Origin of the sequence: Swingsia samuiensis, assembly GCF_006542355.1 — a bacterium.
Classification (GTDB): domain Bacteria; phylum Pseudomonadota; class Alphaproteobacteria; order Acetobacterales; family Acetobacteraceae; genus Gluconobacter; species Gluconobacter samuiensis.
In genome coordinates this window covers 140,271-166,735 of sequence record NZ_CP038141.1, presented here as the reverse complement: position 1 = coordinate 166,735, position 26,465 = coordinate 140,271, and the positions used below count along the sequence as shown (strand labels likewise).

Annotated in this window: 27 protein-coding genes, 1 tRNA gene and 1 other RNA gene; 10 read left to right on the top strand and 19 right to left on the bottom strand. The window is 44.6% G+C overall.

Features of this window, described 5'->3' with window-relative positions:
* Window position 1 precedes the first annotated feature (1 nt).
* From E3D00_RS00785 to rnpB, 5 genes are all read right to left on the bottom strand, one after another.
* Complete coding sequence (locus tag E3D00_RS00785) at window positions 2-1,807, bottom strand: peptidoglycan D,D-transpeptidase FtsI family protein (RefSeq protein WP_246091504.1); 1,806 nt, start codon at window positions 1,805-1,807, stop codon at window positions 2-4.
* Window positions 1,808-1,975: 168 nt separating this feature from the next.
* The gene (ftsL, locus tag E3D00_RS00780; RefSeq protein WP_246091452.1) at window positions 1,976-2,830 is read right to left on the bottom strand and encodes a cell division protein FtsL; all 855 of its coding nucleotides are present in this window, start codon (window positions 2,828-2,830) and stop codon (window positions 1,976-1,978) included.
* Window positions 2,827-3,807 (bottom strand): 16S rRNA (cytosine(1402)-N(4))-methyltransferase RsmH, encoded by a 981-nt coding sequence (gene rsmH / locus E3D00_RS00775; protein ID WP_141459066.1) that lies wholly within the window; start codon window positions 3,805-3,807, stop codon window positions 2,827-2,829. The genes ftsL and rsmH overlap by 4 nt, the downstream gene beginning before the upstream one ends.
* On the bottom strand, window positions 3,804-4,277 hold the full coding sequence (gene mraZ, locus E3D00_RS00770) for a division/cell wall cluster transcriptional repressor MraZ (RefSeq protein ID WP_141459064.1): 474 nt from the start codon (window positions 4,275-4,277) through the stop codon (window positions 3,804-3,806). The genes rsmH and mraZ overlap by 4 nt, the downstream gene beginning before the upstream one ends.
* A gap of 282 nt (window positions 4,278-4,559) precedes the next feature.
* Window positions 4,560-4,942: RNase P RNA component class A (rnpB, locus tag E3D00_RS00765), an RNA gene on the bottom strand.
* Between the two features lie 77 nt (window positions 4,943-5,019).
* Between rnpB and E3D00_RS00760 the strand changes: the two genes are divergently transcribed.
* On the top strand, window positions 5,020-6,003 hold the full coding sequence (locus tag E3D00_RS00760; RefSeq protein ID WP_141459062.1) for an alpha/beta hydrolase: 984 nt from the start codon (window positions 5,020-5,022) through the stop codon (window positions 6,001-6,003).
* 32 nt (window positions 6,004-6,035) lie between these two features.
* Here E3D00_RS00760 and E3D00_RS00755 read toward each other — a convergent pair whose 3' ends face one another.
* Together E3D00_RS00755 and zwf are read right to left on the bottom strand one after the other, a co-directional pair.
* On the bottom strand, window positions 6,036-6,491 hold the full coding sequence (locus tag E3D00_RS00755; RefSeq protein WP_246091451.1) for a hypothetical protein: 456 nt from the start codon (window positions 6,489-6,491) through the stop codon (window positions 6,036-6,038).
* A 6-nt stretch (window positions 6,492-6,497) separates the two neighbouring features.
* Window positions 6,498-7,964 (bottom strand): glucose-6-phosphate dehydrogenase, encoded by a 1,467-nt coding sequence (zwf, locus tag E3D00_RS00750; RefSeq protein WP_141459060.1) that lies wholly within the window; start codon window positions 7,962-7,964, stop codon window positions 6,498-6,500.
* 291 nt (window positions 7,965-8,255) lie between these two features.
* On the opposite strand from zwf, the gene E3D00_RS00745 reads away from it, so the two are divergent.
* Complete coding sequence (locus tag E3D00_RS00745; RefSeq protein ID WP_141459058.1) at window positions 8,256-8,522, top strand: DUF2312 domain-containing protein; 267 nt, start codon at window positions 8,256-8,258, stop codon at window positions 8,520-8,522.
* 64 nt (window positions 8,523-8,586) lie between these two features.
* On the top strand, window positions 8,587-9,192 hold the full coding sequence (locus tag E3D00_RS00740; protein ID WP_181441971.1) for a hypothetical protein: 606 nt from the start codon (window positions 8,587-8,589) through the stop codon (window positions 9,190-9,192).
* Here E3D00_RS00740 and proB read toward each other — a convergent pair whose 3' ends face one another.
* From proB to rplU, 4 genes are all read right to left on the bottom strand, one after another.
* A complete protein-coding gene (proB, locus tag E3D00_RS00735) occupies window positions 9,193-10,335 on the bottom strand; it encodes a glutamate 5-kinase (RefSeq protein WP_141459054.1) in 1,143 nt (380 codons plus the stop codon).
* Between the two features lie 6 nt (window positions 10,336-10,341).
* Window positions 10,342-11,346 carry a GTPase ObgE gene (gene obgE / locus E3D00_RS00730; protein ID WP_141459052.1) on the bottom strand — a complete coding sequence of 335 codons (1,005 nt, stop codon included), beginning with the start codon at window positions 11,344-11,346 and terminating at the stop codon, window positions 10,342-10,344.
* A gap of 74 nt (window positions 11,347-11,420) precedes the next feature.
* Complete coding sequence (gene rpmA / locus E3D00_RS00725) at window positions 11,421-11,687, bottom strand: 50S ribosomal protein L27 (RefSeq protein WP_141459050.1); 267 nt, start codon at window positions 11,685-11,687, stop codon at window positions 11,421-11,423.
* Between the two features lie 30 nt (window positions 11,688-11,717).
* The gene (rplU, locus tag E3D00_RS00720; RefSeq protein ID WP_141459048.1) at window positions 11,718-12,032 is read right to left on the bottom strand and encodes a 50S ribosomal protein L21; all 315 of its coding nucleotides are present in this window, start codon (window positions 12,030-12,032) and stop codon (window positions 11,718-11,720) included.
* A 261-nt stretch (window positions 12,033-12,293) separates the two neighbouring features.
* On the opposite strand from rplU, the gene E3D00_RS00715 reads away from it, so the two are divergent.
* A tRNA-Ser gene (locus tag E3D00_RS00715) sits at window positions 12,294-12,383 on the top strand.
* 136 nt (window positions 12,384-12,519) lie between these two features.
* Window positions 12,520-14,067 carry a hypothetical protein gene (locus tag E3D00_RS00710; RefSeq protein WP_246091450.1) on the top strand — a complete coding sequence of 516 codons (1,548 nt, stop codon included), beginning with the start codon at window positions 12,520-12,522 and terminating at the stop codon, window positions 14,065-14,067.
* A 3-nt stretch (window positions 14,068-14,070) separates the two neighbouring features.
* Here the strand turns inward: E3D00_RS00710 and E3D00_RS00705 are convergent, their stop codons facing one another.
* The 5 genes from E3D00_RS00705 to E3D00_RS00685 form a co-directional block, all read right to left on the bottom strand.
* Window positions 14,071-14,895 carry an HAD family hydrolase gene (locus E3D00_RS00705; protein ID WP_141459044.1) on the bottom strand — a complete coding sequence of 275 codons (825 nt, stop codon included), beginning with the start codon at window positions 14,893-14,895 and terminating at the stop codon, window positions 14,071-14,073.
* 161 nt (window positions 14,896-15,056) lie between these two features.
* Window positions 15,057-15,812, bottom strand: a complete 756-nt coding sequence (locus E3D00_RS00700; protein WP_181441970.1) for a hypothetical protein — start codon at window positions 15,810-15,812, stop codon at window positions 15,057-15,059.
* Window positions 15,782-16,474 (bottom strand): hypothetical protein, encoded by a 693-nt coding sequence (locus tag E3D00_RS00695; protein ID WP_141459040.1) that lies wholly within the window; start codon window positions 16,472-16,474, stop codon window positions 15,782-15,784. The genes E3D00_RS00700 and E3D00_RS00695 overlap by 31 nt, the downstream gene beginning before the upstream one ends.
* A gap of 1,010 nt (window positions 16,475-17,484) precedes the next feature.
* The gene (locus E3D00_RS00690; RefSeq protein WP_141459038.1) at window positions 17,485-17,775 is read right to left on the bottom strand and encodes a hypothetical protein; all 291 of its coding nucleotides are present in this window, start codon (window positions 17,773-17,775) and stop codon (window positions 17,485-17,487) included.
* 18 nt (window positions 17,776-17,793) lie between these two features.
* Complete coding sequence (locus tag E3D00_RS00685) at window positions 17,794-18,033, bottom strand: hypothetical protein (RefSeq protein WP_141459036.1); 240 nt, start codon at window positions 18,031-18,033, stop codon at window positions 17,794-17,796.
* Between the two features lie 414 nt (window positions 18,034-18,447).
* Between E3D00_RS00685 and E3D00_RS00680 the strand changes: the two genes are divergently transcribed.
* Window positions 18,448-19,308, top strand: coding sequence for a glucose 1-dehydrogenase (locus E3D00_RS00680; RefSeq protein WP_141459034.1), 861 nt, complete (start codon window positions 18,448-18,450; stop codon window positions 19,306-19,308).
* Between the two features lie 49 nt (window positions 19,309-19,357).
* Here the strand turns inward: E3D00_RS00680 and E3D00_RS00675 are convergent, their stop codons facing one another.
* Complete coding sequence (locus tag E3D00_RS00675; RefSeq protein WP_141459032.1) at window positions 19,358-21,628, bottom strand: FUSC family protein; 2,271 nt, start codon at window positions 21,626-21,628, stop codon at window positions 19,358-19,360.
* A 459-nt stretch (window positions 21,629-22,087) separates the two neighbouring features.
* On the opposite strand from E3D00_RS00675, the gene E3D00_RS00670 reads away from it, so the two are divergent.
* The 3 genes from E3D00_RS00670 (at window position 22,088) to E3D00_RS00660 (ending at window position 23,872) form a co-directional block, all read left to right on the top strand.
* Complete coding sequence (locus tag E3D00_RS00670; protein WP_141459030.1) at window positions 22,088-22,555, top strand: MucR family transcriptional regulator; 468 nt, start codon at window positions 22,088-22,090, stop codon at window positions 22,553-22,555.
* An 80-nt stretch (window positions 22,556-22,635) separates the two neighbouring features.
* Window positions 22,636-23,556, top strand: coding sequence for a signal peptide peptidase SppA (gene sppA / locus E3D00_RS00665; protein WP_246091449.1), 921 nt, complete (start codon window positions 22,636-22,638; stop codon window positions 23,554-23,556).
* 31 nt (window positions 23,557-23,587) lie between these two features.
* The gene (locus tag E3D00_RS00660) at window positions 23,588-23,872 is read left to right on the top strand and encodes an integration host factor subunit beta (RefSeq protein ID WP_141459026.1); all 285 of its coding nucleotides are present in this window, start codon (window positions 23,588-23,590) and stop codon (window positions 23,870-23,872) included.
* Between the two features lie 4 nt (window positions 23,873-23,876).
* Here E3D00_RS00660 and E3D00_RS00655 read toward each other — a convergent pair whose 3' ends face one another.
* Both E3D00_RS00655 and trxB read right to left on the bottom strand, forming a co-directional pair.
* Window positions 23,877-24,779, bottom strand: coding sequence for a LysR family transcriptional regulator (locus tag E3D00_RS00655; protein ID WP_141462311.1), 903 nt, complete (start codon window positions 24,777-24,779; stop codon window positions 23,877-23,879).
* A gap of 117 nt (window positions 24,780-24,896) precedes the next feature.
* Entirely contained in the window at window positions 24,897-25,871 is a 975-nt protein-coding gene (gene trxB, locus E3D00_RS00650; RefSeq protein WP_141459024.1) for a thioredoxin-disulfide reductase, read from the bottom strand.
* Window positions 25,872-25,968: 97 nt separating this feature from the next.
* Between trxB and E3D00_RS00645 the strand changes: the two genes are divergently transcribed.
* Window positions 25,969-26,451, top strand: a complete 483-nt coding sequence (locus tag E3D00_RS00645; RefSeq protein WP_141459022.1) for an Lrp/AsnC family transcriptional regulator — start codon at window positions 25,969-25,971, stop codon at window positions 26,449-26,451.
* The last annotated feature ends 14 nt before the right edge of the window (window positions 26,452-26,465 follow it).

The following is a 26,465-nucleotide window of genomic DNA, read 5'->3' as shown; positions in this document are numbered from 1 at the left end:
TTTAGTCCCCACGCTTGGTTCTAGAGGTATGGATCTGATTGCGAGGGTCTCCAGGGTCGTTCCCGGGTCCTAATGGACGATAACCAGATGGAACAGAAGGATTCATAGCAATTGCAAGTGAGGCATCTATGGCCGCTTTGTTGGCAGTATCTGGGAAAACATTGAGGAGGGGACCAACACGAGAGATAATCTTTTTTACCGTTGGCGCTGCGTTCCATGCGGCTGTTGTCCAGCCATGCGTTGCCGCAGTAGCGTGCGGACTATCTAACATCACATATACCGCATAACGTGGATTATTCATTGGGAACACACTGGTAAAGGCGGATACGTTAACATGTTTGAGATATCCACCATGTGCGCCAATTTTTTCCGCAGTTCCGGTTTTTCCTCCTACATAATAGCCTGCGACTTCAGCCGATTTTCCGCTTCCTACGGTCACATCCAACCGAAGAAGCTTTCGTAAAAGAGCAGATGTTCTTTCAGAAAGAACTCGGGTGCCAACAGGCGTTTGCACACCGACCTCATCCGTATCATTGGCAGATATATTTTCATTTTCATCACGCGCAACGAGAGTTGGTTTTAATAAAATACCACCATTTACAGTTGCTGCCGTTCCTCGAACGATTGAAAGCGGAGGTTCTGCTACACCATGTCCAAACCCTACGGTCATAACGGTGGAGATACCCCAGTTACGAGGGGAAGGAACCAGTGGACGGCCTGCTTCCGGTAATTCAATTGGAACTCTGTTAAAGAACCCCATATTCCGCAACCATTCTTGTTGGCGCTGGGCCCCTACATCCAAGGCGATATGTGCAGCAGCCGGGTTGGATGAAAAGGCAAGCACAGCAGGAAGGGATAACCATGGGGCGAAATGATCGGATTTCATATCACGGATTGTAAAGCGCCCAACTCGGATGGGAATAGTGGAGAACCGATCCCAGACATGTACAACTCCAAGCTGTAAACCCATTGCGGCTGTTTGAAGTTTGAAAGTTGATCCTGGTTCATACATACCAGTAACGGCACGATTAAAACGTGAGTCATTCGGGGCATGATTAAAATTATTGGCGTCATAGTCAGGTAGGCTGACCATTGCCAATATTTCACCTGTATGAACGTCCATGACAATGGCGCATGCACCAATAGCAGAAAATTCGTTTTTAGCGGCTTCTAACTCATCAAGGGCAACAGCTTGAACACGAATGTCAAGAGAAAGGCGTAAAGGGGCACGATCAGAGTTTAGACGTTGATTGAAAAAACGCTCCACTCCGGCAATGCCATGGTCATCAATATCCACGCTTCCCATAATTTGGGCGGCTGTTCGGCCAAGAGGATAATGCCGTCTCTCACCGGCTTCAAAATAAATACCGGGGATGCCGAGATTATTAATCGCAATTTCCTGAACAGGAGAAATATCACGGGCGATATAGACAAATTGTTTTTTGAGAGAAAGGCGCCGAATAGTTTCTTCCATATTTAATTGAGGAAGAACCTTTTTGAGCTTTTGAGCTGCGTCCTGAGGGTCAATCAACTCCATTGGGTTAGCGTAAATTTGAGCCACAGGTAAGGAGAGAGCCAGAACTTGCCCATTACGGTCTGTAATGCTGGCTCTTTTGACGCTAGGAAGGGCAAAATCTCCGGCGATTTCACCTTTGGGATCACTTTTAGGAATGTCAGGAACTTGTGGAGCAATCTGTCTCTTTTCAGGCTCCATTGGCATGAGGACTGTAGCGAAAGTGGCCTTAAGGGCTACGGCTCCATAGATTGCTAAAAACCCCATACCAACTGCAAGTAAACGACTGTGCATTTGGTCAAGATTAAGACGCCGAAAAGACGCCGGTATTTTCTGAGGTTTCTGATCTCTCGGGTTACGAGAAGGAGGAACGTTCTGAGGCATCCTGCGGCGTTACGTCCTATAAACGTTGCTCGCCTGAAGCCTCGGGGGCGGTAATGAACGAGCAGTTGAAGTTAAGTATCAGTTTGAAAGAGGAACAGGAGGGGGCAAGGCACCACCGTCATTTCCAAGAGCGGAAGCGAGCCGACGACGACTATGAGGGCGCTCTTCCGCTAGACGTGTTTCAGAAATAGAAAAACGTGCTGTTGTCGCTTTATGAACGTGATGGCGCTCAGGAATTGGCCATACATTGGTTCCGATTGGCACAGCTTGAGCGGTACGCGTTTGCGTTGGGCGATAGCTTACCAAATGCAGGGTGGGAAGTGGTTCTGCTTTAGGTGGCATTATATTGGTATGTTGTGCTCTTGTAGGTGTTGCGGAAGCGAAATCATTGTCAATAGTACGCTCACGATGAACTTTAGGCAGATGTTTATTTTGATGAGCAACAACGAGAGGTCGTGCTGCCGCGGCCATCGCAGGAAGAGCAGCAGAAGCAAGAGCAACCGGGCGGGATATAACGGGGTGCGTTATATTGGGTGTTCTAGAAGCAGCCTTGGGAGATGCTAAAGGTAATTCCTGTTCTGCATGCGCGACAGCTTCATGCAAGGTCGCACGTGGGTCGGGAGATGCCGTATGAGTATTGGGTGCAGGGAGGTGCTGCTCCAAGTTCGCCATACGAACAAATTGATTAGGCGTCATTGGATGAAGATGAGGCAAGAAGCGCGCGGCTAAACGGTTGAGGCGGTCAGGCTGGTTAAGCAATGCCCACTCTGTCCGAAGCATGGCTGTTTGTGCGCGTACTTTTTGAGTGTCCTGAACAACTTTGGTTATTTGTTGATCAAGAACGGTTGTCTCATGCTTTTTCGTATACAGAAAAAGACCAGATCCAGCCGCAAGAACAGCACATGCAAATGTAAAAGGCCGGATCAGGGTCATGCCAAAGCTCCTGTGGAAGACATAGTAGAGACGTGTGATCGAGAGTTTCTTTTTATTGCGCGTAGGCGAGCACTGCGTGCTCTTGGATTTTGCGATGCTTCTTCTTTTGTGGCTGATAGCGGACGTGAATAAAGCAAAGAAAATTCAGGAGCTTCTTTTTGGACAGGCGCAGGTTCATAGCGAGAGGGATTGGCTGTTTTTCCAGATAGTGATGCCATTGCACGTTTGACCATACGATCTTCTAGTGAATGAAAAGTTACCACTACAAAAATACCTTCAGGCGCTAATAAAAAAGGAGCTGTCTGTAAGACGCGTTCGAGTTCGCCAAGTTCATCATTCACGGCAATACGTAATCCTTGAAAACTACGTGTAGCTGGGTCGATATTGGCTTTATCCCGAGGGACACAGCTGCGAATGATGTGTGCAAGCTGCCCTGTTGTTGTGATGGGCTCTTCTGTGCGTGCGGTGACAATGGCACGCGCAATACGGCGGGATAATTTTTCTTCGCCGTATTGGTACAGAATATCTGCCAACTCATTCTCTTTCAAAGAATTGACGAGATCAGAGGCGGAGGGGCCATTTGACCCCATACGCATATCGAGAGGGCCATCCTGACGGAAAGAAAACCCACGGTCGGCTTGATCGATTTGAAAAGATGAAACGCCTAAATCGAGCACAATTCCGTCAAAAGGACCAACATTGCCAACAAGCTGTTCCATATCGCCAAAGGTGCCTTGGTGCATAAACAGCCGGTTATCTGCTTGCTTAGCCATCGCTTGGCCGCGTGTTATGGCATCTGGATCTCGATCAATTCCATGAAGGCTGCAGTTAGCCTTATTAAGGATTGCTCGTGCATATCCACCGCCACCGAATGTTCCGTCAAGGTAACGTCCGTTGTCGTGTGGAGCAAGAGCATCCAGTACTTCTGGCAGCATGACCGGGATATGGCCTTCATGAATAAGATCAATAGTGCTCATGAAGGTGATCCAGTATGATTGTTTTTGCGTCCCGATGTAAGCGTGCGTGCTTGTGCACGTGCTTGCTGACGGCGCTTTTCTGCCGCTTCCGGATTCCAGATTTGAAACACTTTTCCTAAACCGACAAAAGCAACATCTTCGGTTAGACCAGCATGACTGCGTAAAGATTCAGGAATGATAATGCGTCCCTCTTTATCACTATCAAGGGGATATGCATCAGCATAAAGACTGGTTGCTAAATCTTCGTGGTCTTCCGAAAAAGGGTCATAATCATCTAAAGGTGTTGCAAGTGCAGAAAAAGCCATTGTCGGCCATGCCTCAACACAAGGATGAAAATGTGAAGGACGGAGAATAACAAGGGGCTCTCCGGCTTGAGCTTGCGTTTTTAGCGTTGCCCTGAAAGGTGCCGGAATAGACACACGTCCTTTGGCATCAAAGCGGTTCTGGTGCGTGCCGAGAAACATGCTCATTTTAGATAATGCCTCCCTTCACAATCAGGAATCGCAAGAACGTGTAGTAATTGATTTGTCTATTCTTGGGATATCATGGGATTTCATGGGACGTCAAATATAAAACGTCAAAAAATGGCAGAAAACTGCGCTATTTTTTTTATGTAAAATATGACAATGAAAAGTATTATTTATTAAGATTTATCAAGGGGATTTATAACGTAAGTAAAAGAGTGGTCACTCTTTGTTCTCTTTATGTTCTATTCTTTTGGAGTAAAAAAAATATTTTTTATTTCATTTATTTGAGCCAGACAGTCTGTAAGCCGGGTTCTGTCCGTCAAAAACGGGACGATCATTCCTCTGGGACTTGTATTGCTACAAGCCTCACGCAACCAACCCGGACAACGGGGTGAGAAGCCCCCGATTATCAAGCGATAATCTGTTGTCCCTATTCGGTTTTGCTCCCGGTAGGGTTTACCGTGACCAAAATCGTTGCCGATTTTGCGGTGTGCTCTTACCACGCCGTTTCGCCCTTACCCATGACCGAAGCCCGATGGGAGGTTTGTTTTCTGTGGCACTTTCCCTAGGGTCACCCCCGCCGGCTGTTAGCCGGTACCGTTTTCCCATGGAGCCCGGACTTTCCTCCATGTTCATATAAAGAACACAGCGATCGTCCAACTGTCTGGCGTGCGGAACTTGCGCTGAGTGGTCGAACACGTCAAGAGATGAATAGAGAGATTTCTGAAAGTATTGTGGGAAAGTTATGCGTCCGACATTATTATTACGCATTATTTTGTTTTATTTAGCATGGCGTGCACGCAAAAAAGGGGCGAATGAAGCTTCATCAGATGAAGTTCTTCCGACTATTCCTCTTTCTTCACCTTCTGCATTCATTTTAAAACAAATACGGCGTTCTATGGGGCGCCCGAGTTTTCCGCAGAAGCTCTCCTCGTTGAGGATACGTAAATGGATTACAATAAAAATCCCTACTGGTGATGGCGTTTTACGAGAAGCGCGTCTTTATCGTCCACGCGGTCAAGTATCGGGGGTGGTTTTATTTTTGCATGGTGGGGGCTTTGTTCATTGTGATTTAGTATCACATCATGGAATTTGCTGTCGTTTAGCGGCGGCATCCAAGGCAATGGTCGTATCATTAGATTATCGTTTGGCGCCAGAGTATCGATTTCCGTTGGGGTTAAATGATGCAAAGGGTGCCTTGTCGTGGTTAATGAAAGTGGCCCCGCATATACCCATTGCTGTTGCGGGTGATAGTGCAGGAGGAAATTTAGCGGCTGTCTTGGCGCAATGGAATAAAAGAGAGAAGCATCCTCAAACTATCAAAGGACAGCTTTTATATTATCCTGCGTTAAGTGGACCAATTTCTCCATTATCTCGAGAGAGATATGCAAATGGTTATATGTTAACCAAGGAACTTCTATATTGGTATTGTGGGCAAACATTAAACTCATATGATGAGTTATTTGACCCTTCCTTTTCGCCTGTTTTTGCTGATGACTTTGAAAGTTTACCACCAGCTATGATTGTTACGGCAGGGTTTGATCCCTTAAGAGGAGAGGGGGACTTATATACTCAAATATTGAGACAAGCTGGTGTCAAAGTCCGCCATAGGAATTTTCCACGTATGATACACGGCTTTTTAAACGGTTATGCCTTATTACGAGATGGGCGTAGAGCATTGCGTGAAGGTGGAGAGTTTTTGAAAGAATGTTTCAGCGGCCATGGATAATAAGCTGAAACATTCTTATTCAAAAGCAATAGTTATGGTTGGATAAATCGAAAAGAACCGGGAGAACCCGCATCTGTTTGTATAGTTCTCTCTGATCGATTAACTTTTATGCTGAAGAGCTTTTCTGCATAACGTTTGTCGCCCGGACAATCGGCGCCATGTCGTCCCAGCACATCAATGTTCGGGGTGTTTTCAGATGTTGTCCCATCAATAGCAAAAACAAGGCAGTTTTTTGGTAGGTCTGTAAGGCCATCATTAACAACTACCAGTCTCAAATGCTCAACGAGAGAGGTATTATCAAACCACTTCAAGCTACTGAATGTTAATTTGTCATATGAAATATCCAGCAACCCAGAGCGTACAACAACAAGCATAAGAAGAAACGCCGGTACTATCATGAGTAGCCGGCGTATCAGATGTTGTTTGAGTGTACGTGGTGGACGCCGGGAGCCTCTTAACTGAGGCGGTGTGTTCCCTTTGCCTGTCAAAAACGTTTACTCCATATTTTCGTGCCACTTATCGCCATTTGATGCGAGCATTGCTTCTGCTTTGGCGGGACCGTGAGAGCCAGCACTATAGGTTTCCATCGGTGCTTTATTCTCGCTCCAACCTGTAAGAATAGGCTCAGCCCAACGCCATGCAGATTCGACCTCGTCCCGGCGGATGAAGAGAATTGGATTACCGCGAACAGCGTCTAGGAGCAATCTTTCATAAGAATCAGGGAAAGGTTGTCCTTCTATAAGGAGTGGTGCATCCAACTCAGCTGTGCGTAGAGTGAAAGTATCTAATGCTGGGTTTTTTACGTTCAAGCGCAGATCAAGACCTTCGTGAGGTTGAATGCGAATCACCAAGCGGTTGCTTGCAGGAGGCTTGCCAAAAAGCGTGGAGGCTTCAGCACGAAACTGAATAACAATTTCACTGACTTTTTCAGCAGAGCGTTTTGCTGTGCGGATATAGAAAGGAACATCTTTCCAGCGAGGGGTATCAACCCATGCCCTGACCGCAGCATATGTTTCTGTATTGCTGGTGTGACCAAGTTCGTCCACATAACCAGGTACATTATTGCCGCCCACGGTTCCGGCCGTATATTGAGCACGGACTGTATCAGATGCAATGTTCTTGTCTGTAATTGGGCGTAATGCTTTTAGGACGGCTACTTTAGCATTCCGAACTGTATCAGCTTCGAGTGATTCAGGTTTTTCCATGGCTACAAAACAGAGCACCTGCAGGAGATGGTTTTGTATCATGTCACGCAGAGCGCCTGATGTATCATAATAAGACGCGCGGCCTTCGACGCCAACTGTTTCAGCGGCCGTGATTTGAACGCTTTCAATATATTCAGAAGACCAAACCGCATTGATGATGGGGTTAGCAAAGCGAAGAGCCAGAACATTCTGGACTGTTTCTTTGCCAATATAGTGATCAATGCGGTAAATTTGGTTTTCTGGGAAAAATTGTCCGACGCCGTTATTAATAGCGTTAGCTGTGTCTAAATTTGTTCCAATTGGTTTTTCAAGAACAACACGAGAGTGCGATGTAATAAGATCATTCTTAGAGAGGTTTTCGCTAATAGCCCCAAAAAGTTGAGGAGCCGTTGCAAAATAAAAAACGCGAATACGATCTTTTGGAGATTCAGCTAAGATCGTGTGTAATCCAGCCCAATCACTATCTGATTTTGTTCCATCAAGAGTGATGTAGTTGAGCATTTTTAAAAAACGCTCAATGAGTTCAGGTGATTTTGTTTCGTCTGGAATAAAACGTTCAAGAGCTTCGTTGGCACGTTCAATGTAACCAGCTTTATCAAGGTCTGTTCTTGACGTGCCAATAATGCGTGCTTCTTCAGGGATTTGTCCTAAACGAAGCTTGTTATAAAAGGCAGGTAAAAGCTTACGCATTGTGAGGTCGCCGGTGGCGCCAAAAATAATGTAATCGAATGGATTAACTTGTTGAGCGTGTTCCATAAGTGTTCTTTCAGATCTTTCGAACCTGGCATGGCGGATAGAATGAATGATTCTAGGTCTCGGACCTTTAATGAATAGGTTTCGTTGTAGATCAGCCTTGTAGGGTGGCTCTGTCAAGAGAAGAGCCGTGCACGAGATCGAGAGGAGCGACTATGTGAGAAAAGAACTAAGGTTACTGTTATATATTAAAGAAACATAATTCCGTTGACCTGCTTTAGAGGTAGAGCGATAACCCGGCAGATAGGTATTATGATTTTAATATCGAGCTGTGTTTAAACTGAGGATATAAAGATGGACGTTGAAAATAAAAATGATGATGTTGCTACAGGTGGAATTGCAGCGGATCGCTTGCGTTCTATTATTGAGCGAGTTGAACGTTTGGAAGAAGAAAGAAAAGCTTTGGCTGGAGATATTAAGGATATATTTTCTGAAGCAAAATCAGCTGGGTTTGATGTGAAGATCATCAAGCAGATTATTAAGCTTCGTAAGCAGGAGCCTGCTGAAGTTGAAGAGCAAGAGACACTTCTTGACATTTATCGTCGTGCTTTGGGAATGTGAGTTGGTCACTTTCCTTGAAGTGTAACCCATTAAGCTTTCCTCCTGTTAACAGGACCTGAATATAATGGCCGATTTTTCATGGCTGCCTGGTTGGGTAATCATTTGCCTCTTCGTTATTATGGGTTTGTTTGCCTTTACGCTTTTGTGTATGCCTTTTGCTGTTTTTGGCCTTAAACCCCGGTTGCGTGAAGTTGAGTTCCAGTTAGAGGAATTAAGAGCTGAATTGCAGTCTCTGACTTTGCGTTTAACCGCACCATCATCGGATCATCGGATTGCACGTGAATATACGACGCCTGTGAGAGATAATGACATTACAGGTCGTGATCTTTCCGTCAGTCATACGGAGAGCGAGCAAGAGGCTTCTGATGATGCTGAGAAATATTTTGAACCAGCTACAACCGTACGTTCGGATCAATTTTCTTACGAGGATGGCCCCGAATATAGGGGACGTTCACGCCAACCTCGTCGGATAGATACAATAAAAAGCTGGGAGCAACAGGCTCCGTGGGAGGAAAAAAACCGTCAACATCCGGCACCCAATCGGATGCAGCCTCAGCCTATCCGGCAAGCTCGGGATGAATTGGCTCCACGTAAAAACACACGTTATGATTTTGATGAAGAATATTCAAAACCAAGAGCGGAACCTAAGTTACGTTGGCCACCAAGGTAGTTATTGACGTATTAAGGGACTATCGAGAGTGAGATCATCACGGTGGATGAGGGCATCACGCCCTCGATACCCTAAGATTTGTTCCATCTCTATTGATTTATGACCTATTATTTTGAGACTTTCTTCAGAAGAATAAGAGGCAAGTCCGCGGCCAAGTATGGCTTTATCCGGTCCGCAAATGTTAACGAGATCACCGCGTGTGAAGCTACCGTCAATATGTGTCACTCCAGCCGGGAGAAGAGACGCGCCCTCATGAAGAGCGTGTAATGCACCAAGATCAATAAAAACCGTACCTTTTGGGTTTAGACTACTGATGATCCAGCGTTTGCGAGCGGAGCTAGGTGTGGTCTGTGGCAAAAACCATGTATTTTTGCCCCCATTCCATAGGTTTTTAATCGGGTGTAAGTGTTGGCCATTCGCTATTATCATAGCCGTGCCAGCACGATTAGCGATTTGCGCGGCAATAAGTTTAGTGCGCATTCCTCCAGAAGAATATCCTGCGGGTGGTTCTCCTCCCATAGCGAGGATATCATCCGTCATGTGCTCAATAATAGGAATGTGGGTTGCGGTTGGGTCTGTGCGTGGATCTGCTGTATAAAGCCCATCAATATCTGAGAGTAAGATCAAACAATCTGCATTTATCATTTGGGCGACACGAGCCCCTAAACGGTCATTATCACCAAATCGGATTTCTGTGGTTGCAATCGCGTCATTTTCATTGATAACGGGAACGCAGTTCAAATCGAGTAATGTTTGAAGCGTTGCGCGTGCATTGAGGTGACGTTCACGATTTTCTGTATCATCTGGAATGAGTAATAATTGACCCGCTGTAAGGCCAAATTTGGAAAGGTTTTGGCTCCATGCTTGAGCAAGGGAGATTTGACCGATTGTCGCAAGAGCTTGTTTTTCATCCAACCGAAGACGAGGGGCGGTTAATCCGAGCTGTTGACGTGCTAAAGAAATAGCACCTGAAGACACGACAACAACTTCGACACCTTCTTTTTTAAGCTGTGCAATATCTTCGCATACACTATAGAGCCAATCGAAGCGTAACGTAGCTTTTTCACTATCAACTAATAAAGCGCTGCCAATTTTAATGACCACGCGCCGGATAGTATTAAAAGAAGGTGTAATAGGGGGCATTACGTCTCACAGCTGCTTTTTTGCTAAATTAACACGGTCTTGCAGCAGGCGAAGAAGCTCGGGTAAACCTTCTTGTGTTGCTCCAGATAATGTGATCACTTCAGATCCAGATGCCTTCATGAGCGCTCTTTTCTTTGACGATTTTTGCTCAGATGTTAGGGCATCACATTTATTTAAGACGATGATTTCAGGTTTGGAGGCAAGGTTTTGATCATATGCCTCAAGTTCTTTGCGGATCAGGCGCCAATGTTTGACGATTTGTGATTCTGTTCCGTCAATAAGATGAACCAAAGACGCGCAACGTTCAACATGCCCTAAGAAGCGATCGCCTAAGCCTGCACCTTCACTGGCACCTTCAATTAATCCAGGAATGTCCGCAATAACAAACTCTTCAGTTGAGTTAAGCCGAACAACACCTAGTTGAGGGTGGAGGGTGGTGAAAGGATAATCAGCAATTTTGGGGCGTGCGCGCGACGCAACGGAGAGAAGGGTCGATTTCCCTGCATTTGGCAAGCCCACTAAGCCAATATCGGCAATAAGCTTAAGACGTAACCAAACCCAACGCTCTTCACCCGGCCAGCCTTTATCGGCACGCCTTGGAGCGCGGTTAGTGCTGGTTTTATAGTGAGCATTGCCTTTGCCACCATCTCCACCATGGCAAAGAAGGATTTCTTTACCGGCTTCATCAAGGTCAGCAAGCATGACGTCACGATGTTCATCAAAAATTTGCGTTCCAACGGGAACGTCAATGATGACATTAGAAGCTGCCGCCCCAGTTCGGTCAGAGCCCGCTCCATTGCCGCCTTTACGAGCACGAAAGTGCTGAGTGTAGCGAAAATCAATGAGGGTATTAAGGGCAGGGACAGCGCGGAAAATAATATCTCCGCCGCGACCACCATTCCCGCCATCGGGGCCGCCGAACTCGATATATTTTTCCCGACGAAACGCGATCACGCCGTCACCGCCATCGCCGGAACGTACATAGATCTTGGCTTGATCGAGAAATTTCATGACGTTACCTGTAATATAATAAAAAAGCCGGCCCTAAAGGCCGGCCTCAAATTTCGCACCTTAGTGCTTTTTGATTACTCTGCGGCTTCTGCAAGTGCAACAGAAACATGCACCCGGCCTTCTGAGCGGCGTTGGAATTTGACTTGTCCATCAACAAGAGCAAACAAAGTATGGTCACGACCGATACCAACGTTTGCGCCAGCTTTCATTTTGGTTCCACGTTGGCGAACGATAATGTTACCTGCCAAAACGCTTTCACCACCGAATTTTTTAACACCGAGACGACGACCAGCGCTGTCACGTCCGTTACGACTGGAACCGCCTGCCTTTTTTTGTGCCATGGCTGTGTATCCTTCCTGAAGTGCGGCTAATTAAGCTGCGTTAATCGCGTCAATGCGTAGGACTGTCACAGGCTGGCGATGGCCATTCTTGCGACGACTGTTCTGACGACGACGTTTTTTGAAAATGATGACCTTTGGGAGACGGTCCTGTGCGACAACAGTAGCTGTCACCGTTGCACCTGCAACGAGTGGAGCACCAACAGTAACACCACTTTCACCACCGACCATTAGAACGTCGGAAAAGGTTACTGTGCTACCGGCTTCAGCTTCAAGCTTTTCAACCTTCAGGATGCTCTCAGGAGCAACACGATACTGCTTTCCGCCAGTGCGGATAACTGCAAACATTCTAGGAACTCTCGCTATTCCGAACTCGTAGTTGTCACTTTTTCGAACAATTCAAATATAAGGGACAACTCAGTCGCTTTTTGTCATTGGTATCTTCTTACCCCAAAAGATAAGAAGGAACGGTGGGTCGTTACATGAAAAAAGGTCTGTTAGTCAACTAAAAAATTAAAGTAATAGACGAAGAAGCTCTTGCATTATGGCGGAAATATCTCCATAAGCCGGCCTAGCCACTTTATAAAATGAGTTGTTTTAGAGTTTTGCGGAGAGATGCCAGAGTGGTCGATTGGGGCGGTCTCGAAAACCGTTGTGCCTTCACGGGTACCGTGGGTTCGAATCCCACTCTCTCCGCCAATATATAATAATTCCTTATAAAACAAGCACTTAAGAACTGGTGAGTGTCACCTCCTTTTAACGCTGCGTCACTACCCCAGCGTCACCTTAAAACGCTGGCGTGTTCCTGCCTCTGTGGTTAGAAGGCAGCATGGATATGACTCATTTAACACACCGGGCGGGTTTATATTACGTCCGCTTTATTGTGCCCAAAGACCGTTGGCAGGATGTAGGTAAGGTTCTCAATTCCTCCACAGGTCTTCGTAGAGATATTTTAAAGTCCCTTCAAACCCGTCATTACAAGGAAGCCCTTAAGCTTCGGGATGCTGCTCTTAATACGATCCGCCAAGAAATTAACCATAAGCTCATACAAGCAGGTTTCTCGCCTTTACATGGTCATGCAGTGCCAGACTGGATGGATGAGGCACAGTTTCTACAAGAGGCTCTTAAAGCCCGTCAGGCCCTTCAAATTGCGTCGACAGTTGAGGATGATCAAGGAACAGAAGACTGGCCTTTCTCAGAAAGTCCTCGGGATCGTCTCTTGGAAGGCATGGAGTGTTTCTTGGAAGATCAAGCCTATCGTATGGATCAGGCGGGTCAGAATGGACAGGCTTACGCCTCTCGCTTTGAAGAGATCGCGCTGGGCCAGCATACTCCCTTTGCGCTGATCCTTGATCGGTGGATGCGTGATCGGGAAAGCTCGACCTCTCATTCATCTCAGTCCTTGGATCGTGCCACCCTTAATCACTTTGCACGGTATCTCGCTCACAGTAAGGGGCTGGAAGAGCCTGAGGATCTCATGGCCTTCTTGCGTCAACAGGTGGTTGAGGAGATCCCTCCTCGGGTCTTGGGAGGCTTTGTGGAGTGGTTGATGGACGTGCAAGGTTTAAGTGTAAAGACGGCCAGCAATCGCGTAACGCCCTTAAAGGTCATGTGGGACTTTGCCATACAGAAGCATCTTCTGCCTAAACCAAACCCTTGGATGGGGGCCACAGCGGGTTTGAAACAAAGAGCGAACAGACAGAAGATCCGTCTGCGTCCCTTTAGTGAAGAAGAACTCATGGCCTTGTTAAAGGCTGATCCTGATGAAGGACGGCGATGGAATTGGGGCTCCGCGATTTATGATCTGATGCGTCTTGCTTTATTAACGGGAGCAAGACAGAACGAGCTTGCGTCTTTAACGGTTGATCGTGTGATGACTGATCCTCACTCAAAGGGAGTGCTGTGGGGGATTAGGATTACGGATCAGGAAGCGAAGACCCGTAATGCTGTGCGCTCGATACCCCTTCATCCTTTGATCCAGCCGATCATCGCTCGACGATTAAAAGCTGCGGATCAGAGTAATCCCAACGCCCCTTTATTCCCTGAATGTAAACCCGGAGGACCGGGAGAAAAGCGCAGTTATTATTTTGCCAAGAGGTTTCCGGTCTTTCGGCGGGATGTTCTGGGTGTTCAGTCCGATAAGCTTGTGGACTTTCACAGCTTTCGACGCAACTTCATCACCTTCTTTGAGCGAGCCAATGCCCATGGGGTGAGTGCCTGCACAGAGATGGTGCGGGATCGACTGGTGGGGCATGAATCCCGCTCACTGGCAGGCAATACCTATGCAGCCCAAGACCTTGGCTGGGATCTCTGCACCGATGCCATCCTTGGCCTTGTGGAGAAAGGAATGCCTCAAGAGGTTGTTGAGGTGCTCAGGGAGTGAGTTTTAATTCTTAAAAGCGATTCTACTGAGAATACCCTTCACAATGATTTCTAAAGGAGAGTTTTTTTGATAATCCGCTGGAGCAACAAAATCGACTCTACCAGTAGAGATCAAATCATGTATTTTTTTTAAATCATCCTGAGTTGTTGCACTATCATAAACGGCAATTGAATGTCCGCCTTTGTATGAAAGCATCTTCATTGTGGGAATATCGGTTTCTCCATCTCCTATAAAAATCATTCTTTCAAAAGGAACTTTTCGCTCCGATTCGGGAATAAATTTATTTATTTTATTATTATCCCAATGATTATCTATACCTTTATTTATTCTAAATAAGTATTGTGTTTTTGTAGTATAATTTATTCCAACCCCGGGCCAAGATGCTTGATTTTCTTTATTATAAATAAATTTTGAGGCAAAAATATTTTTAAATTCGTTACTAATAGAACAACCTCGAATCATTTCTTCTATTCCAGAAGAAATAATGTAGTGCTCTAAATTAAGGCTTAGATCTTTTGCATGTTCGTTTACGCGCTTGAACCAATCAGAATCGCCTAAACCAGGGAAAAGTGCCGCTTTACGTCCATGCTTATTAAAGTCATTAGCAGAAATTTTTATGTTTTTTTTGTTAGCTTTTTCTAACATAAGGTGCATATATACAAGTATTTCATCAGCATTATTTTCTCTTGTTAAATTTTTTACTTCTTCCCAAAACTCTTTTTTTTCCATACCTATTTGGGGAATAAAACTTGTTTCTTGTAGATTCCCTTTTGCAAGTGTTCCATCAAAATCATAAATGATTGCAGTGCGTTTGTCGATAACGGACATAATACTAGCTCCCAAATTTAAAGGATAATAAAAGGAAATTGTTTTTCAATCAAAACACATTTTATTTATTTTTGCGATCTCATATATTATAGATTTTCCCATCTATTTGACTGTTGGTCATTCTACATTAAGAAGAAACAAGCTATAAAACATTTGAACGATCATAATTTCTTCTTAACCTCGATGATTAAGTCTCTCATTAATCGACCTTGTCCTGCGAATGTGATTTGGCGCACGGCTTGATCGGCCCATGAGTGTGGTACGAGCAATGCATCATGCAAAGGCAGCGCAACGCCTCCTTGGGCCATAATCTGATCGAGCGCGAATTTGATGATCGAGGATTCAACACAGGCAATATACTGCCCTATCGCCCATGGGAGGTACTCCTCGCTCGGTAAGCTGTTTCTCTCCCGTTCTGGCAAGATCTCATGCAGCCTTTCAAGAGCGGGGTACGTGGTTAAAGCGGCATCATAAATAGCCATACAACGCTCTGTACGGACCTCCTGAGGGGTATTAGCGGACCATCGCGTCTTTAACCTTCCGCCTTGTAATGACGAGGTAAACCAATGCTTTACCGCGTCACGACGAAACCCTGCTAGCACTCCTTTCTGGTAAGGATCATCCTGAGGTTTTCCTAAGCCCTTATCCTCGTCCTGAACCTTCATCATTCCAAGGAAGACAGATAAGGAGGAGGCATTGATATCCACCTCAACCACCTTCTCACCATTGATCGTGATATGTTGCCGCTCAGCCTCAGGAAGGTTCTGATAGGTATCATTCCCGCCCAGCGCATAGATCCGCCCTGAGAAGGAGATACTGGGCCCAAACTGCATTTGCAGAACAGGAGGAGAGCAACCTGTGATCGTCAACTGAGAGGCCATGCCATTCAGGCGCTCCATGAAAGCAATGTGATGCACGCATGCGCTTGTGTTGCAAGCGTGATCTTTGCTCCTTTCTTGACGCGTCCACGCCACAGATCAGGAAAGTCATGAAAGACTACAGCGTCCTTTACCGGAGCTTGCTTTCCTCTTGGAGGGTCAGGCTGTTTAATCAGTCTCCAATCAACCGAGCGTGTCTGCTGAGTGCAGCCATGCTGTCTCGCAAGGTCAAGTAAGGCCGGTGTAGCCATAAGAGCTACTGCCTTCCCACCAATACCACTTGTCCTTCTGGGATCTTCAAAGCGCATGGCTTCACGTTCCATGACAAGACCCAGTCGGATCAAGGCCTCCATCTTCCCCCAGAAGGCTCTAAAGCCAATAAGACCTTTAGCTTTGTTCTCTTTCCATAAGGCTGCACTGGGGCGCTTATTCGCCAGCACAGGAACGCCTGAGAGAGACCGATGGAGTAAACCCGCCAGAAGTGTCCCAACCTCATGCAGCAGACGCTCCTGAGCCTTCTGACCCAGCTTACGCTGACGCTGTGTATCGAGCTCAGAGGTTAAAAGAGCTAAGACATTCTGGACACAGGCCTGAGCATTGGGAGATGTAGGACCACGGTATAAGGAGATGGAACGCGCAGCGAGATGAGCTTTTTCGTCAATCTCAAGAGGTCTTAAAGGAGGATCGGAAGGATGAGGCATGGGAGCTCATAACCTGTTTTCCGAAATGTTTCCACTAATGAAGTTCTCCTAGGAAGAACACTAGCTATCCTATCCCTTAGGAGGGGGGTACCACCCTAGTGAGTATATATATCCTTCTCTCTAGAGAGCTCTACCCTACAGGAGAGGTTAAAGGATAGAGCTGTAGGTAAAGGATGTGATGGTAGATGGTAACATCTTCTCTCTATCCATCAGTAAAGCAAGAGCATACATGATGATAATGGATGGTAAACAGTCTTGTGATGGTATGACCATCATGGTGAAGAGAATACTACCTCTTATTCTTGGTATAGCCTCTCTGTGCTGATCCATTGCTGTGTAAGGATAAAGCGTCCTGAATTATCCTTCTCTCCTCACGTCCATCGAACAACAAGAAGACAGGGCGTTAAAGGGCCATTTCCCCTGTAATAGGATCACGAGCTGTTTTAGGAAAAGCCCGTTGAATATCTGCTATCGCATAAACCCAAGGGTCATTAGAGTCATAAGGAGCTGCCTGTTTTATATGATGTTGTGTTGTCGTTGCATGATGTAATTCATGCCAAAGGATATTAAACTAAATCTTGATAAAGAAAACCATCGCCTCCTGTACTTAAATACCCTCCAGTTGGATTAATCCATATACGAATGTCCTTTCGTTTTTCAGTACTGCGAAGCTGGTTTTTATCATTAGTCTATAAATTATCATATGAACGGTACACTGTGTAACCACCATCTGTCCAAACATTTACCGCTGGAAAGCCATTAATACCTTGTACTTGTGCTAAATTATCATCATAAAAAGTGACTAACTTCGAAACACCATCATCCAACATGTTACACATTTCGGCCATGGTTCTGGTATTGTTTCGACACTAAAATCAAGATCCAAACCTTGAGCAATCTGTTGAAATAACTTGCGATTTTTCACAGGTGATAAATCAAAAGAATATTTTCCATCGGTAAGGATATTTGCACTCTTCCAGTGCAAACAATTAAAAAAACTCCAATAGGCATCATTCGTTTCCCAAATCCTCAACCCACTCTTTACATTCTTCTTTGTTTAAATCTTTACAATATTTGACAATCCACTCAGCCTCTACTCGTCTCTGATCTGCACTACAGGAAGTACCTTCCAGAGGGAAGGTAACATTAATAATGCCCATATATTCAGGAATAGTAGTATTCCCTGTTGTTCTGATCCAAATTGCTTCTTGCGGAATACCAAGATTAGGTAATCGGTGCTCAATGTACAAAGTTCTAGCTAAAGTACGTTTATTTTGAGGGCCTAGAGAATCAACTAACACCGGCCCATGATCGCGTTTTCAGCGAGATAAAAGTTCTTTAAGACGAGCCTCTCCAATCGGATATAAAACATTTGCACTATTATTCTGAAAAGCCATGTACCAAGGATGAGCCATACAAGCATCCAGCGCAGTCACAGGAGGAGGAGGAACGTCATTTTTCGTTTCTGCGCGAGCTGTCTGAGGGTTTGATAAAAGAACATATCCACTCAATACGCTCAGAGTTGCTATCACATGAATTTTTTTGAGTTTAGACTGCATGTAATTTAGTCTTCTTACCCACTCTTTTTAATTGATCTTTTTATATCTCTTTAACATTGTAAGTGTCTATTACTTCAATGATCTTTATTTTATCTGTAACTCAATAACTAATCTATAAGCGAATTCATATATTCCTAAGCTCCCCATTGCACTCTTTTAAGAGCGTTTTTATACTCCCTTTAAAGCAGGAGCGAGCGTTAGTGATGCACAGTTAATACGTAAGTGTTACTAGTTTTTGGGGATGATTATATTTTGGGGCAAGCCCTATTTCTCTGTTAAAATAAAAAATAGCGATCACATTCCCTTGATATTTATAAAAATAGCATCCAATTAATTGCCTCTAGTATTCCTATAGTAAAGTAGACGGCTTACTACAGAGGTGTTTAGGCTTTCATTTGGATTTTAGGATCTCTCATGCCAACAGAAATTCCTCCTCAGTCGCAAGACCGTCAACCTGGCGTTGAAGGGAAAATGATCCCTCCAGCGGAGCATATTCGTGATAATTATCGTGGTAGTGGTAAATTAGAGGGGAAAGTTGCTCTTATTAGTGGTGCTGATAGTGGGATTGGCCGTTCAGTTGCATTGCATTTTGCGCGCGAAGGAGCTGATGTTGCTTTTCTGTACCTTGAAGAAACGGAAGATGCTCAACAGACTGTCTCTTTAATTGAGAAAGAGGGGCGAAAAGCTTTAGCCATTGCAGGTGATATAAAATCAAGTAAGTTTTGCAATGACGTTGTTGCCCAAACAGTAAAAACTTTTGGGCGGTTAGATATTCTCGTTAATAATGCTGGCGTTCAGTACGTTAATAAAGATAGTTCTACAATTACGGATGAAGAGTGGCAGATCCACATAGATACAAATATTAACGGATATTTTTATCTTACGCGTGCTGCTTTGCCCCATCTTAAAGCTGGCAGTGCTATTGTGAACACTTCTTCGGTCAACGGGTATCGTGGAACGAATGGGCTCCTCGCTTATTCTACCACTAAAGCAGCTGAGATGGGCTTTACGCGTGCATTGGCCTTGGAGTTGGCGCCTAAGAAAATCCGTGTAAATGCCGTTGCTCCAGGTCCTGTATGGACTCCTTTGCAACCTGCTAGTTGGGGGCCTGTAGATCCTCAAGCCGTCGCAGATCTTACTAAGTCAGTTCCAATGAAGCGTTGTGCGGACCCATCTGAACTTGGGCCAGCATATGTTTATTTAGCAAGTGAAGATGCTTCTTTTGTTACTGGTCAAACCATCCATGTAAATGGTGGTTCAATTATTAACGGATAAGTGTATTTTAATCCGTGCGGACTAGAAAGCGCACGGATTAATTCATTTACTAGATGGGAAATATTTGATCCGTTTCACTTTGAACGGATAGATGTGATATTTCACCTTTAAATCGCTTAGATGGATTTAAAAAGTTTTTATTTGTTTCCAAAATATAGGAAACGACTACGAGATAAGTAATAGCTCTTGTTATTTCTAGTCGGGTAATTAAATCGGTTTCGTGCTCGTCAATATAGCGTAATCGACGGATAGTTGCACGGGCAACACGGGCTGCCTTATCGTAACGATGTGTCGCTGTTTCTACGTAATGAAGAACTAATTGTATCGGTCTACGACCACTTTCTGGAAGATATTCTCGGTCTATTAGCGCGCGTAAGCGAATAATATTTAACCCAAGAGTTAAGCTTGCAAGCGTCCCTAGAATATAGGCTTCAATTAAAGGGGCTGGTGTTGGGCCTGCATGCCGGATTATTCTAGCAAAGCGTTCTGTGTTGCGGCCAATCCATACATTAATTTCGGGGACATGGTGCGGGTCAGCGAGAGCCCGTAAATCTGAAAGCATAGCGCGTCGGAGGCGTAAACGTTCATTCGAAGGGTTAAAGGGGAGGATGGTACGGAAGATAATCACGCTTAAAATGGCAGCGCTAACAGTAGCCATATTTGAGTTAAAAAATGCAATTTCATTCATGATGTGATGATTTTGCAGCCCCAGCATGGCAGGGAAAAGCAGACTGTAAGCAGCTGCGGCTCCGGCGGTTGATGGATTACCTTTCGCTAAGCCTCCGATAAACATAGCTGGGCCAAGGAAAATCATTAATGTTTCGAAAGTATCAACTCTCGGCATGCATACGAATACAATAAACCAAGCAGCGAAGTAGGCTGCGATCGCGCCTTGAAGAAAGCTAATGGTGCCAAGGACAGGATTTTCTTTTGTGGCAAAAAGGCCGCATATTAGAGATGTTATGGCAATGAAACCCAAGCCATTTGGCCATGCGGTTACTTCATAAATCAGGGCAGAGACAATTACAGCCCCCATAACGCGGACACCATTATTAAGAGCATCACGAAAATCACGATGTGTTTCACGACGAAAATGGAAATGGTCTTTGGGTATAGTATGTGTGCTGGCTTCGTATTCCTTGATCGCGGTTTCAAGGTCGCCCAGGAGTTCTGCTAAGGTTACAAAAAGGACGCGTTCACTTAATTCAGGGGTGTATTGCTTATTATCGGTATCTTCTAAATTTAGAGGATTGGTTTCTAATAAACTTGTATCAACGTCTGATGTATCTGTTGAACGAGGGGGTGCAGAGTATAGAAGGCAAATATCTCTTAGGTGTTGAAGTTCTGCTAAAAGGTCTGAAACACGATCAGCAGTTGAAAGTCTTTGAGGGAAATTTTTTAAAAAGGAAGATATTTCTTCAGCCGCTTGTGTAAAGTTAGGGTGGTCCTGATCAAGGATGTGGAGGCGCATGGCCATGCCGAGGCCACGTGATAACAGTGCCGATACGGAGGATAGTGCTGCGCGTGCATGGTCACCTTCATGTCCATGCGGCCCCATTTCTACTTCTGCAAATTCGATTTGGTCATTTAGATTTAAAATAGTATCAAATTGTTTGCGTGCTGTATTAAGGATGCCCCGTTCCTCGCTGAGGATACTGCGTATTGTTCCGGTGACAAGAATAAGGGCAGATTCAAGCTTCTGTTTTAGTTGTGCTCTGGCTTGTCGTTCTTGCGATGTTGCAAAAATCAAACCCATTATAGCTTCGCAGACGACACCTAAAAGAATGTACGTGCTTCGAGCCATTGCGGTAAAAAAGACGTTGTCTGGATTGGGAATAGAATCCATACAAATAATGGAGCAAGTATAGCCCGCAAGAACTAAGGCGTAAGACCGGAAGTTACTAACGAAGGTTGCTAATCCGCTGCATATTCCGACCCATATAGCAATCATGGGAAAAAAGAGCCAAGGAGCTTGTGGAGCTGCGGCCATTAAAGGAATAGAAGCAGCAGCCCCGATAAGGGTGCCGATCATACGCCATTTAGCTTTTGATTGGCTTTCTCCACGTGTTGCTTGAGCAACGGCCCAGACAGTCATAGCAGCCCATGCCGGACTATCGAGCTCCATCCAAAAAGCTATGCAAAGGGCGATGCATGCTGCGATGGTTGTCCGCAAGGAAAATGTAAGGGAAGAGGTGCTGGGCGCCCATAGCCAAGAAAGAAAGGGTTTCCCTTTGGGTTTTAAAGGAGGGGCATTGGTTATACTGTTGGGTGTAGAGGAGTATCTTGCTACCCGCGAGAGGGATGATAATAGGCCACTCATATGAAAAATATTAGACCTTAAAATGCGGCGAATTTGATTTTAAATTAAAGTGCGTAAAGTTTTAAAATTTATAGGTCAAGAAAATATAAATTTAGGTCTACATAGAAAGACCTTATGTTCTTTCAATAAGGGCGGCCGAGTATGGGAAATGATGATTTTATTAATATCAGTCTCATTTATTCCTTGAGGAAGTAAGCGCATATGTTTTGTAGGATTATGTTTTTACAAAGAGTAAGTTAGTCCATATTCAATTTATAGAGGAGATCAATAAAAAATATCAAAGGTAAGATAAATATCTATAATAATTACTTGTTATGAAAAAGATTATTGAAAAAAATATTTAATTGGTAGTGGATATTCATATGATATTTGATCTATACTAGAATCTAGTGAGGCTTAGGTGATTGTGGGGTGTTTTCTCGCAGTTATCAGAAAAAAGTATAGAAAGAAGGTAAGTATATGTCGGAGAATATAGCAGAAAACACAGACCTATTGAAACTAACCGCACAAATTGTAGCCGCACAGGTTTCAGGTGGTGGTGTAGAAGCAGCCGCTTTACCAACACTCATTCAGCAGGTGTATACAGCTTTGGTAAAAGCTGGAGCTCCTCCAGAAGAGGCGCAGCCAGAACGTCCACAGCCTGCTGTACCTATTAAACGCTCAGTTTTCCCAGACTATATTGTTTGCTTGGAAGACGGAAAGAAATTAAAAATGCTAAAAAGGCATCTTCAGAGTGCCTACGGGATGACACCAGAACAGTATCGTGAGCGTTGGGGTTTGCCTGTGGATTATCCTTTAGTTGCTCCGAATTATGCGCAGCGTCGTTCTACACTGGCTCGTGAGATTGGGTTAGGACGTAAAATCAGCGCTACTGGAGATGGACGTAAAGAAACAGGGAAAACACGTCAGTCTAAAAAGCAAGATTAATATTACTTTGGTTAAATTTTAACGATGCTGTATTGAAAGGCTTAGTGATTATGAGTTCCAGTTACGAGGCCTTTCTTTATATGAAGTCAGTAAAACGACGTCTGTTTTGGTGGCGCTTTATTGCTCTTGCCTCATTTATGGGAGCGCTTGGTATATGGAGCGTGCACTCACATCCAAAGTCTTTTGATTATAAAAGGCCGCATATTGCTCGCTTGGTTATTAAAGGCGAAATCAGAAGTGATGTTTCTAAGTTTATAAAAGCGTTAAAGAAAGCTCAGGACGATACTTCTGTAACCGGTTTGTTGCTTGTTGTTGATAGTCCTGGCGGAGAAGTAACAGGCGGTGTGCGTTTGCATAATGCAATCGAAAATTTTGCACACGTAAAACCCGTTGCGGTCACAATGGGGAGTTTAGGTGCATCAGCCGCATATATGTTGTCTGCCCCTGCAAATCATATTGTGGCCTTGCCATCGACATTGACGGGGTCAATTGGGGTTATTCTACAACGGCCTGATCTGTCTGCTTTGCTCAACAGTGTCGGAGTAAATATGGCGGCAATTACTTCCGGGAAAATGAAAGATCAAACAGATTTTACAACTCATTTAACCCCAGAAGGCCATGCTATGTTGCAAGGCTTGGTGAATGATTTGTTCGATCAGTTTGTAGAAATGGTAGCTCGTGGGCGGCACATGTCAGAAAGTCAAGTGAGATCATTGGCGGATGGACGGGCTTATACGGGTAGGCAGGCGCTTTCTCTTGGTTTGATCGATGAATTGGGAGATGAAGATCAGGCGCGTTTATGGTTGAAAAATAAATTAAAAATAACTCAAGACGACTATCCATTTGTAGATTTAGAGATAAAGAAAAAGAGCTACTGGAACAATTTTGTTTTTTCCAAGTCTTTTTTAGGGATTATTTTGGGAGAAGATATTTGGGATGGTGTTGAAAGGTCTTTATTACAAAATAGTCTTGACGGAGCCGTATCAATACTTCAGTTTTAAATTTTAACACTGAACCTAATGGCTCATTTTTATGACTAAATCAGAGCTGATTGCTGCGCTTTCTGCGAAATATCCGCATTTATTAATGCATGATATAGAGAAAATAGTTTTTATCATTTTTGATGAAATTAGTTCAGCTCTCGAGCGAGGAGACCGTGTTGAGCTTCGTGGATTTGGAACTTTTATTCCTCGACAGCGCGAAGCACGCAGAGGACGTAATCCGAAAACGGGGACGGCGGTTGCTGTAGAAGAAAAAAAAGTTCCGTTTTTTAAAATGGGTAAAGAGTTACGAGAGCGGATTAATAAGACAAAATAGCAGGTTATGGCTCGTTTTTGTCTTTAAAGGAGTTAATTTCATTTAAGAGAAAATCGCGAAAAACAGCGATGCGCTTGGACGTTCTTAGTTCGTAAGGATAGACAAAAAAAGCTTCTACAAGAGGACATGAAATTTCTGGAATATTTAATTGGATTAATTGCTTATTCGTGGCGGCATATAAGGGAAGAGAACCTATCCCCGCACCAGATGCAATCGCACTTGTAATGGCGGAAATATTATTGGCTAATAAACGACATTCTTTAAAAGTGGATGTTTCTTTTTTGAGGAGTTCAGCCAGCCAATTAATATTGGGTAAGGGAAGATTAAAGCCCGAAAATCCAATAATGTGATGATGCGATAGTTCTTCTAAAGTTTCTGGTTTCCCATGTTTATCTATATAGGATTGACTTGCATAAATGGACATCGGGAAATTAGCGAGATGCCTCTGAACAAGATCTGGCTGTATCGGTGGGTGTAAGCGAATAGCCACATCTGCTTCTCTCATGCCCAAATCAAGGTCTGTATCGTCGAGGAGGAGTTTGACGTTAATATTTGGGTATATTTCTAAAAACTTCTCTAGACGAGGCGCAAGCCAAAACAAACCAAAACCCGTGGTCGTGGTAATGGTAATATTTCCGGCGGCTTTTTCTTTGCTTTCACTCAGAAAAGCTTGTGTTAAAGCAAGTTTGGAAAAAACTTCTTTTACGGTTCTATGAAGAACTTCTCCTTGCTCTGTTAAAATTAATCCTCTGGCATGTCGGTGAAAAAGAGGGACATGCAGAACCTCTTCCAAGGCTGAAATTTGCCGAGATACAGCTGACTGGCTAAGGCTCAGCCGATCACCAGCATGAGTAAAAGAGCCAGCTTCTGCCACAGCATGAAAAATGCGTAGTTTATCCCAATCCATATGGGTTTCGCTACGATCGTTAAGGCGCCGGCCTTCGTCCTTCTTACTCATATTCCTCGACAGTAAAATAAGTTCATGTATGCAGAAGGACGAGACTGGCTGAACCTGTCGTTAGGGTCAAGTTTTTGTCATAGCAGGTATGTGAGAAAGATATCTTTCAGCTTCAAGCGCAGCCATACAACCAGTTCCTGCTGCTGTAACGGCTTGTCTGAAAATCCGATCTTGAATATCGCCTGCTGCGAATACCCCTGGAACAGAAGTCGCTGTGCCATCAGGTTCTGTGATAATGTATCCTTCTTTGTCACATTTGACTTCGTGTAGGAAAGGCCCGGTATTGGGGGTGTGTCCGATCGCGATAAATAGACCATCGACATCCAATATTTCTGTATTTCCAGTGTCCGTATCTTTTAAGCGAACGCCCGTAACAACTTCTGGAGATCCACTGCCAATCGCCTCAATAACTTCCCGATTCCAGTGGATTACGATTTTAGGGTTATCCATAAGACGTTTTTGAAGGATACGTTCAGCTTTAAGGTTATCTTTGCGGTGAATAAGGTGAACCTTATTGGCAAGATTCGCTAGATAAAGTGCTTCTTCTACGGCTGTGTTGCCGCCGCCGACGACAGCAACAGTTTTGCCGCGATAAAAAAATCCGTCACATGTTGCGCAGGCTGATACGCCACCCGCCTGTAAGCGCTTTTCAGATTCGAGGCCCAGCCACTTTGCTTGAGCTCCTGTGGCAATAATGACTGTTTTTGCTTTATATTCCGTGCCAGAATCACCTTTAAGGGAAAAATAGCCTTCTTTATCAGGGCCATTTTTAAGAGACGCTTCTGTAATTAAATCGTAAATTAAACGTGTTCCGACTTTTTCAGCTTGCTCACGCATTTGATCCATAAGCCACGGGCCTTGAATTGGAGAAGCAAAACCGGGATAATTTTCTACATCTGTTGTAATTGTTAGTTGCCCACCCGGTTGTAAGCCCGTTACAAGAACAGGATTAAGGCTGGCACGTGCACCATAAATGGCGGCAGTGTAGCCAGCCGGGCCCGCACCGACAATTAAAAGGTCTGTATGATGGATTTCAGGCATCTATTTTGTCCTCATTGATATTTCATCATATATAGAGGTTTCAATCGTCTCTGCCACCTTTGCGAATGCTTCGATCTACCATATACGTCGGAATCACATGAACGAACATCTCTCTTCTTCTGATACAGAACTCGATTCCATAGACCGGCAGATCATAGCGGAACTGCAAAAAGATGGTCGTATAACAAATGTTGAACTTGCCAGAAGAGCAGGGATTTCTGCTCCACCCTGTTTACGACGTGTGAGAAGACTAGAGGAACTTGGAATTATCAAAGGGTACCATGCGGAGGTAGATGCGCCTCTTTTAGGATGGTCTTTGAATTTCTACGCTTTGATTGGGTTGGATAGTCAAAAGGGAAGCATCCTTGAGGAGTTTGAGGCTCAAGTGGCAGCATGGCCTGAAACGCGTGAATGCCATATGATTCGAGGAGGAGGGGATTTTCTGGTAAGGATGGTTGCACGTGATGCTGCCCATCAGAATGTGTTGACACGACGTTTGACGGATAGTGCGCATGTTGTCCGTGTACAGACTTTACAAACTATTCACACTAGTCGTGATCTGGCTGGCGTGCCTATTTAACGGCTTATGATCTG